Origin of the sequence: Cupriavidus campinensis, from assembly GCF_905397395.1 — a bacterium.
Taxonomy (GTDB): domain Bacteria; phylum Pseudomonadota; class Gammaproteobacteria; order Burkholderiales; family Burkholderiaceae; genus Cupriavidus; species Cupriavidus campinensis.
In genome coordinates this window covers 118347-127800 of the sequence record NZ_CAJPVH010000011.1, presented here as the reverse complement: position 1 = coordinate 127800, position 9454 = coordinate 118347, and the positions used below count along the sequence as shown (strand labels likewise).

The following is a 9454-nucleotide window of genomic DNA, read 5'->3' as shown; positions in this document are numbered from 1 at the left end:
CCGCGCGCCGTGGCCACGCGCCGTACGGACGCCGCGCCGGTGCGCGACGGCAGCTGGTCCTTGCGCGACGAGACTGTCGACGCAGGCGCCATGGCGGCGACGATCGACGGCGTGCACGCCTCGGGCGGGCGGCTGGCCGGGGTGCACTACGTGGTGCTGCCGGCGGCTGGCGGCGACGTGACCGTGCGCAGCGGCCTGCCGGAGTCCTCGCATGATTCGCTCCAGCAGGCGCTGGCCAGCGCCGACGAGGCCGTGCAGGCTGGCCAGCCGGTGCAGGTGGCCGTGGTGTCGCAACGCGGCTTCCAGGGCCGGATCGACGACGGCAACCTGATCGGCACGATTCCGGTGATGCTGAGCGGTCGTACCACGCGCGCCGGCAACCTGGCGCTGAACCAGCGTTACGGGGGCGAGATCCGCATCGCCTTGCCCGAGGACTTCCGCGCCGGCGCGCCGCTGGTGCGCCGCGAGGGCGGGCGGCGCGTGGACCATCTGGGCCAGCTGGCACAGTTCCCGCGCGGGCCGGCCCATCTGGATCTGGCGCAGGAGGCGGGGCAGGTCACCTTCGATGGCGCGGCGGTGGGCATTTCCGTGCCGCGCGTGCCGGGCTACTTTACGGTGCGGGCCGAAGGCGTGTTCGGCGGCGTGGAGATGAACGCGAGCGGCTCGGGGCCGTCGCGGGTGGCGGATGCCGCCACCCTCATCGACCGCATCCGCGCGCATCCCGACTACCAGGAAGGCATGCCCGTGCTGCTCTACGACTGCTACGGGCAGGACGGCGTGGTCTCGCTGGCGCAGGAGGTGGCCAATGGGCTGGGTGCCAACGTCTATGGCCCGGATGGCGCGCTCAATATCGATGCGTTCTTCGCGCCGGGCAGCGACCTTGCGCACGGCGCCCGGCTGGGCGTGGCGGCGGACCGGACCACGATGGCGCAGTCCGGCGCGGACCTCCACGTAGTGAACGGCGGCCGCTTCTTCGGCGCCCGGCCGGGGCTGCCCATCGTGGGGGTCACCCACGGCGGGAAGACGGCGGCGGCTGCTGCGGCGGCGCCGGTGCCCGACGCGGCCACGCCGGCAGGCTGGCGGCAGACGCCGGCACGCTGGAGCGAGGTGGCGGTTGGCGACAAGCCGCACCGCGTGAACGCACCCGGCGACCATACCGTGGTGGTCGGAGCGATCCATCCCCAGGGCGGCCTGCGTGGCGAGGACGGCCAGCCCATCGGCGCGCACGAATTCGCGCTCCGCATGGCCGACGAGTGGCAGTCCGGGCAGCCGATCGTGCTCGCGCTCGACGGCGCCCACCTGCCGCAGGGCCGCGTCTTCACGGAGCAGGTGGCGAACGTGATGCAGGCGGAGGTGCTGGCGCCCGAGTTCGCGCTGCAACGCGGCGCGGATGCCAACGGCAAGCCTGCCATCGACCTGGCGCAGCCCGGCGGCAATTGGCGGCGCGTGCAGCCCCAGCCGGACCCGTACGCGAACCATCGTTTCGATGTGAATGCGCGCGGGGTGGCTTACCTGCGCCATCCGGGCGGCGGGCGGGAGCGCGTGGACCTGGCCACCTATCTGGGGCCGCGGCTCGGGGGTGGCGGCGCCAAGACCGTGTTCGCGCTGGGCCGCGACAAGGCCGTGGGTATCGCCAATGACGAGATGACCGGCTTCATGGTGCAGGGCGAGCGCGAGGCGCTGCGCACGGCCGCCGGGCTTGGCTTCAACACGCTGAAGACCTTCGGCCCCGACGAGATGACGGTCTCCGGCCGGCCCGCCGTGGTCTACGAGCGCTACGCGGCCAGCTCCCGCGACCTGTTTGGCGACAAGGCCATGCACGGGGTGCCCGATCCGCGCACCGGGCTGCTCAACGGCAAGTCCCTGCGCGACCTCGACGATATCCTGGACACCATGGCGGACCGCCATGTCTACCTCGGCGACGTCGAGTTCAGCATCCACACGGACGGCACCGTCAAGGTCGCTGACCTCACGAACGTGGAGCTGAAGGTCGACGCCACGCAGGGCAGCGCCCATGCCGACATCGTCGCCCGCATGCGTGACGTGGCGCGTGCCAACGAGGCCGCCGGGCAGGGCGGTGCGGCCCAGCGGCGCACCATCAGCCATGATGGCGCCCCGAAGGCCGGCGAGAATGGCCCGCGCCCATGGAAGATGGCCAAGACGATGACGGTGTCCACGGTGGGCACCTTCGCGCTCGGCACGCTGGCTGGCGTGGCGACGTCCGCGGCGCACGTGAACCCGGTGCTCAGCAGCGCGACCTGCTTTATCTACCGGGGCAGCGTGGCAGCGGGCCGGACCCTGCACACCCTGCGGATCAACGCGCGGGCGGCGGACCCCACGCCGGCCAATATCACCTATCTGCGCAGCCGGCTGCACGGCCGTTCCGCCGATGCGTGGGGCATCCACGCCAAGGACCAGGACACGTTCAAGACCGCCGTGGACACTCTGGAGGCCCACACCCACGGGGCGAAGAAAGACGCTCCGGACCGCGCCACGCAGATCCAGGACGCGCAGGCGACCATCAAGACCGTCGGCACCAAGCTGCTGAACCCCGATACCGTGCCGGGCCGGCTCAACGACACGGCGCAGATCGGCACGCTGGCGGTCAACAACAGCAACACGGCGATCTGGTTCATGCAGCACCATCTGCCGGCCGACAACCCGCTGACCTACAGTAACGCGGCGTTCCTGGCATCGAACACGGTGCTGAGCACGCTGAACATCGGCACGCGGCTGGGGCATCACCTGGGCGGCAAACCCACGGTGCTGCTGTCTGCCCAGATGCGCAAGTTCGTGATGAACGGGTACGCGCTCGGCACGATTCCGCTGGCCGTGGCCGATGCCATGAACACGCCGGGCGTGGTGGGCATGATCGAGGCGGCCGGCATTACCGTGTTCGGCGTGGGCGCGCACCTGCAGTCGCGCGTGGACCGGAACGCGGTGGTGGGCGAGAAGAACCGGCTGGCGCTGGCGCAGGACCCCAAGACCGGGCTGCTGCCGGCCCAGGGCTGGGCGGAGGGGAAGTGGAATGTCTTCGGCCGGGCCATGCCGCGCGGGCTGGTGCTGCTGGGGGCGGGCGTCATCGTCAACTTCGTCGCCAAGATTGCCGTGGAGCTGAGCAAGGATGACGACAAGGACCGGACGCTGGCGCCGGGTGGGACGCCGACCGTGACGCCGACCGTGACGCCTGGCTCCACCCCGGACGCCTCGCCGTCGCCGTCGCCCTCGGGCACGCAGCCACCCGTCGAGACGCCGCCGGGCAAGACCCAGCCGGAGATGCCGCCAAGGACCCGGCCCACGGCGCCGGAGACCGTGCGCGTGCAGCCGTACCGGCGCGGCAACGAGGCCGTCTCGACGCTCTGGGGCATCTCCCGCGCGCACCTGGACACGCTGCTCTCCGACGAACAGAAGGCCGAGGCGCGCGAGCAGGCCCTGCCGCCGGACACCCAGGTGGCCGACTTCGCGCTCCGCGAATTGATCAATCTCAATCCGAAGTACAAGCTGGCGGAGAACCCCGGGCATATCGAGCCGGGCTGGGAGTTCGACGTGACCCGTTAGGGTGAGGAGGAGGCGAGGGATGTGGCGGGTGGCGACGACGTTACAATGCCGCTTCCCTTCGCCCCTTTACGCCCCCTCCGCCCCCTCATGTCCGTCGATCCGGTCGTCATCCTCATTGCCCTCGGCGCCGCCGTTGCCGGTTTCGTCCAGGGCCTGTCCGGGTTCGCGTTCGGCATGGTCGCCATGTCGTTCTGGGCGTGGGGCGTGGATCCGCGCATGGCGTCGGCCATGTCGGTGTTCGGCGCGCTCACCGGGCAGCTGCTGGCCGCGTTCACGGTGCGCCGCAAGTTCCATCTGGCGACCGTGCTGCCGTTCCTGATCGGCGGGGCCGTCGGCATCCCGATCGGGGTGTCGATCCTGCCCAAGCTCGACATCCATCTGTTCAAGCTCTGCCTTGGCATCATCCTGGTGATCTGGTGCCCGATCATGCTGTTTTCGTCCAGGCTGCCGCCCATCCGCCACGGCGGACGGCTGGCTGACGTGGTGGTCGGCGGGATCGGCGGCATTCTGGGTGGTATCGGCGGGTTCACGGGCATCGCGCCCACGCTCTGGTGCACGCTGCGCGGCTTCGACAAGGACACCCAGCGCGTGGTGATCCAGAACTTCAACCTCGGCGCCTTGATGGTGACGATGGCCGTCTACATCGGTACCGGCATCGTCACCCGGGACATGCTGCCGATGTTCGCCATCGTCGCGCCCGCCATGCTGATTCCCACGCTGCTCGGCACGCGGGTCTATGTGGGGATCAGCGACATCATGTTCCGCCGCATCGTGCTGACGCTTCTCACGGGCTCGGGCGTGGCCATGCTGGCGTCGTCGGTGCCCCACCTCCTCACCCGCTGACTGGCCGGCGCTGGCGCGCCGCAGCATTTCCGCGCGGCCCCGGCGGCGGGGTGGCAGTTGCTACACGCATGCGCCGTTTTTACCGGTTGCCGTGCGGAAAATGCATCTCCCCGGGCGTGTCTCCTTCATTTGGCAAGCCATTGAAATCATTGGGGAAAATCGGCAGACTCCGGCGGCCGGCCGGGTATTTGACGATGCGGGCCCCGCAATTGCTACTAAGCTGGTCTGGGGGCTGCCCGCGCCCGGGCGGCCTGACGTTCCATCTGTGAGGAGATCACGATGAAAACGAAGTTGTTAATACCCTCCCTGGTGGCGGCAGGCATGCTGGCCGCACCATTCGCGATGGCGCAGCAGGGCCAGGGCCAGATGCCCGGCCAGACCCAGCCATCCGGCCCGACGCCCATGCCCGCACCGGGCCAGGCCGGTGCGATGCCACCTTCAGCCACGCCGATGCCACCTGCCCAGCAGGGCAAGCAGCCACGCGGCACCGCGCCGGCATCGAAGAGCCAGGGCATGTCCTCGGATTCGATGAGCAGCAGCCCCGGCCGTACCGGCTCGCAGCCGATGGGCGCGCAGTCGCCCTACGCGCCGCAGAAGTGGAACAAGGGTGACCGGCTGCCGACGGAATTCCGAGACCGCCAGTACGTGATCGACAAGTACAAGGACTACAACCTGCCCGCACCGCGCAAGGGCCATCACTGGGTCGGCGTGGGTGCCGATTACTACCAGGTGTCGTCCAACGGGACGATCTACTCGGTGGGGCCGGGAGGCTGAGTGGCCTGCTAACTAATAAACAGCTAATTAGTAAACAGCAGGGCAACGGGCACGTCGGCGTGCCCGTTTTTTATGGTGCGACAGGATCGGACTCGTCCGAAAAGAACACGTCCTTGACGGCGGCCTCGATGGCGTCGAACGCGGCCGGCTGCACGCGCAGGGCCAGTTGCTTGCGCCAGCGGTTGGACACGCGCCCCTTCTCGCGGAAGCAGCTCGAAACCAGCGTGGCGAGGTCCGCATTGCGGATGTCGAACTGCGCATCCACGCGCCTGGCCACTTCGTCGTAGCCGATCAGGAAGCGCGTTTCGGCCTCCAGGTCGTGCTCCAGGGCTTCCCGGACCATGCGGACGCCGAATTCCACGCACGCCGTGGCATCCCAGTAGCGATAGGGCGTGGCCCCGGCGCTGGTCTCGCAATCGAACTGTTGATCGCCCAGCACCCGCACCCGCCAGAGCGCGCGCACCGGCTTGGAGAAGCTCTCCAGCGCGGCGAGGTAGTCGGCCTCATGCCGCTTGATGGCCACCGAGACCGGCAGCAGGAAGCCCTTGGCCATCTTGCCCGAGCGGCACAGCGCGTGGTGGATCAGGAAGCGCGATAGCCGTCCGTTGCCGTCCATGAACGGGTGGATGAAGACGAACCAGAACGACACCACGCTCGCCACGATCAGCGGGTCCACGTTGGCCGGCGGCTGGTTGGCGAAGTCTTCCAGGGCGTGCATCAGGCCGGGCACGTCGTCCGGCACCGGCGGCACGTAGGTGACGGACGCCGGCCCGTTGCCGCCCCGGCGCAGCCAGTTCTGTTCGGTGCGGTACTGCATCGCCTGGTCGAACGGGTTGGAGATGACGTCGTTCTGGAGCTCGGTCAGGTATTCCTCGCTCAACGGGCGCCTTTCATGCGCGTGGCGCAGCAGCTGGACGAAGCGTTCGGACTTGTCCTGCGTGGCGCTCTCCCGCTCGATTTCGAACGAACTGTCGGTCTCGCTCAGGTAGGCCCAGTGCAGCGCGCGGTCCAGGATGTCCGGGCCGACCGAGGCGATAAAGGCGTCCATGCGCGCGAAGACGTCCATGTCAAGGATCGACTGGATCGTCTCGGTGCGGCGCACGGTGACGCAGTAGTCCAGCTCGCCCAGCCCGTTGAAGCGCACACGCCAGCGCGGATGGAGCTTGCCCGGCGCGGCGGTGTAGTAGCGCGCCGGGTCGAACAGATTGACGTAGGGCACCTTGTCGGAGAGGGTGGGCGTGAGCGTGTTGCCGGTGAAGTGCTCCCACAGCATGGCCGCGATGCGCGCGAAGCGGCTGGTGGGGTGCAGGTCCAGCTCGGCCTGCATTTCCGCCTGCGGCACCTGGGGCAGCGCCTGGGACAGGATGGCGAGGTCCACGCCCTCGTGCTTGATGGCGAACAGCGTATGGGCCAGGAGCGGAGCGTCGTCGGGCGGCGCCACCTTGCGCGGGAACAGGATGGCATCCGGCATTTCGAGGATGCGCGTCGTGGCGCCCGAGCGTGCCTCCCGGATGACGGGCACCGAGGGCGCTTTGAGCTGATTCCGGACCCACGCATAGCCAACCTGCCGCATATGATGCACGCCATCCCCTCAAATGTGATCGATGAGACCCAACAAAATTCGCGCTAAACGCACAAATTTTATATTTGGAGGTCAGGTTGTCTACTTTTTTTTAGGGAGGGCGCGAAAAACGTAGATAAGCGGTCGTTTCGCGGCCCGGCCGCCCACCAAATTCGCGCTGAACGAACCGAATTTATATTTCGGCCGCATTTTCCACACAAAATTTTAGGGCGGCGAGGGATTTCAGCCAGGAAGTGCGTCGTAAGTCACCAAAAACACCTGCTCGTCGCCGGCGCTGACCGGGAGCCAGATGATGTCCAGGTCGGGGAAGGCCGCCTCGACGTTCGCCTGCTCGTTGCCGATCTCCACCACCAGCACGCCGCCCGGATTGAGCCGCTGCTTCGCGCCGGCGATGATCCGGCGCACGACGTCCATGCCATCGTCGCCCCCGGCCAGCGCGATGCGCGGTTCGGCCAGGTACTCCGGCGGCAGGTCGCGCATCGACTGCTCGTTGACGTACGGCGGATTGGTCAGGATGACATCGTAGGTGGCGCCGGACGGCAGCGGCGCGTACAGATCGCCTTCATATAGCGCGATGCGCTCGCCCATCTTGTAGTCGGCCACGTTGCGGCGCGCCACGGCCAGGGCGTCGGGGGAGATATCCACGGCGTCGATCCGGACGTTTGGCCAGACATGCGCGGCGATGATCGGCAGGCAGCCCGAGCCGGTGCAGAGTTCCAGCGCGGTGGTGATGCCGTCGGTCTCGCCCAGCCACGGCTCCAGGCCTTCCTGGAGCAATTCGCCGATAAAGCTGCGCGGCACGATCACGCGGGAGTCCACGTAGAAGCGCAGGCCATGCATGAACGCCTCGTGCGTGATGTAGGCGGCCGGCACGCGCTCGGTCACGCGGCGCTCGATCACGTCGAGCACGGCTTGCACTTCCTCGGGCAGCAGGCGGGCGTCCAGGAACGGGTCGAGCGTGTCGAGCGGCAGGTTCAGCGTATGCAGCACCAGGTAGGCCGCTTCATCGTAGGCATTGGCGCTGCCGTGGCCGAAGGACAGCTTGGTGGCGGTGAAGCGCGAGACCGCCAGGCGCAGCAGGTCGCGGACGGTTTGCAGGGGGGAGGAGGCCATGGGAGACACCACAATAAGGATAAGAAAAGGGGCCGCCAGGGCCCCCGTCGTCGCGGCCGGTCAGGCGATCAGCCGTTCCAGCACGCCGCGGTAGACATTCTTCAACGGCTCGATGAAGCGCACTTCCACATGTTCGTCGATCTTGTGGATGCTCGCGTTGGGCGGGCCGAACTCGATCACCTGCGGGCAGATCTTGGCGATAAAGCGCCCGTCGGACGTGCCGCCAGTCGTCGACAGCTCGGTCTTGACGCCCATCTCGGCCGCGATGGCGGCGCTCAGCGCGTCGGACAGGTCGCCGCGCGGGGTCAGGAACGGTTCGCCGCCCAGTGTCCAGTCGAGCGTGTACTCAAGCCCGTGCTGGTCGAGGATGGCATGCACGCGGGCCTTCAGGCCGTCCGGCGTGCTCGCCGTGGAGAAGCGGAAATTGAAGTCGATGGTCACGTGGCCCGGAATCACGTTGGTCGCGCCGGTGCCGCCGTGGATGTTCGACATCTGCCAGGTGGTGGGCGGGAAGTACTCGTTGCCCTGGTCCCAGGTCTCGCCCACCAGCGCGGCCAGCGCCGGCGCGGCCAGGTGGATCGGGTTGCGTGCCAGGTGCGGATAGGCGATATGCCCCTGCACGCCCTTGACCGTGAGCTTGCCGGACAGCGAGCCGCGCCGGCCGTTCTTGACCATGTCGCCGAGGGTGTCCACCGAGGTCGGCTCGCCAATCACGCAGTAGTCCAGCCGCTCGCCGCGCGCCTTGAGGGCCTCCACCACCTTCACCGTGCCGTCATGCGCCGGGCCTTCCTCGTCGCTGGTGATCAGGAAGGCGATGGAGCCGGCGTGGGCCGGATGCTTGGCCACGAATTCCTCCACGGCGACCATGAAGCCGGCGATGGAGGTCTTCATGTCCGCCGCGCCCCGGCCGTAGAGCTTGCCGTCGCGGTGGGTGGGCTGGAACGGGTCCGACTGCCACTGGTCCACCGGGCCGGTAGGCACCACGTCGGTATGGCCGGCGAAGGCCAGCAGCTTGCCTGCCGTGCCCGCCGTGCCGCGCTTCACCGCCCACAGGTTGGTCACGCGGAAGTCGTCCGGGCCGCTGACGAGGTTTTCGCATACGAAGCCGAGGGCCTTCAGGCGGGATTCCAGCACGGCCTGGCAGCCTTCGTCAGCGGGCGTGACGGAGCGGCGGCGGATCAGGTCTTCGGTCAGGGCGAGGGTGGGGTTCATGTTGCGGTGGCGGCAGGAAAATTCAGAAAAGTGCGGCGTAGCCGTCGGCGGAAAACCCCACGCTGACCTGGCCGTTGCGGTCCAGCACGGGCCGCTTGATCAGGGACGGGCTGGTTTGCATCAGCGCGATGGCGCCGGTATCGGACTCGGCACTGGCCTTGTCCGCGTCGGACAGCGCGCGGTAGGTGGTGCCCTTCTTGTTCAGCAGCGTAGCCAGCGGCACGTGCTTGAGCCAGGCGCGCAGCAGCTTTTCGTCCACGCCTTGCTTCTTGAAGTCGTGGAACGTATACGGCACGCCGTTCGTGTCGAGCCAGGTGCGTGCCTTCTTGACGGTGTCGCAGTTCGGAATGCCGTAGAGCAGGACAGTCATGG

At 68.2% G+C, this 9454-nt stretch carries 7 protein-coding genes; 3 read left to right on the top strand and 4 right to left on the bottom strand.

The window, feature by feature from the left end; genetic code table 11:
- The 3 genes from KHO18_RS09785 to KHO18_RS28730 all read left to right on the top strand — a co-directional run.
- Positions 1-3558 (top strand): LWXIA domain-containing protein (locus KHO18_RS09785; RefSeq protein ID WP_211943082.1); only part of this gene is annotated, 3558 nt, incomplete at its 5' end.
- 87 nt (positions 3559-3645) lie between these two features.
- Entirely contained in the window at positions 3646-4401 is a 756-nt protein-coding gene (locus tag KHO18_RS09780) for a sulfite exporter TauE/SafE family protein (protein ID WP_211943081.1), read from the top strand.
- Between the two features lie 279 nt (positions 4402-4680).
- Positions 4681-5175, top strand: a complete 495-nt coding sequence (locus KHO18_RS28730; RefSeq protein WP_244844659.1) for an RcnB family protein — start codon at positions 4681-4683, stop codon at positions 5173-5175.
- Positions 5176-5245: 70 nt separating this feature from the next.
- On the opposite strand, the gene KHO18_RS09770 is transcribed toward KHO18_RS28730, so the two are convergent.
- From KHO18_RS09770 to KHO18_RS09755, 4 genes are all read right to left on the bottom strand, one after another.
- Complete coding sequence (locus tag KHO18_RS09770) at positions 5246-6697, bottom strand: Fic family protein (protein WP_244844658.1); 1452 nt, start codon at positions 6695-6697, stop codon at positions 5246-5248.
- Positions 6698-6979: 282 nt separating this feature from the next.
- Entirely contained in the window at positions 6980-7870 is an 891-nt protein-coding gene (prmB, locus tag KHO18_RS09765; protein WP_144195032.1) for a 50S ribosomal protein L3 N(5)-glutamine methyltransferase, read from the bottom strand.
- A gap of 60 nt (positions 7871-7930) precedes the next feature.
- Positions 7931-9082 (bottom strand): succinyl-diaminopimelate desuccinylase, encoded by a 1152-nt coding sequence (gene dapE / locus KHO18_RS09760; protein ID WP_144195034.1) that lies wholly within the window; start codon positions 9080-9082, stop codon positions 7931-7933.
- A 22-nt stretch (positions 9083-9104) separates the two neighbouring features.
- Positions 9105-9452, bottom strand: coding sequence for an arsenate reductase (locus KHO18_RS09755; RefSeq protein WP_211943080.1), 348 nt, complete (start codon positions 9450-9452; stop codon positions 9105-9107).
- Positions 9453-9454 lie beyond the last annotated feature (2 nt).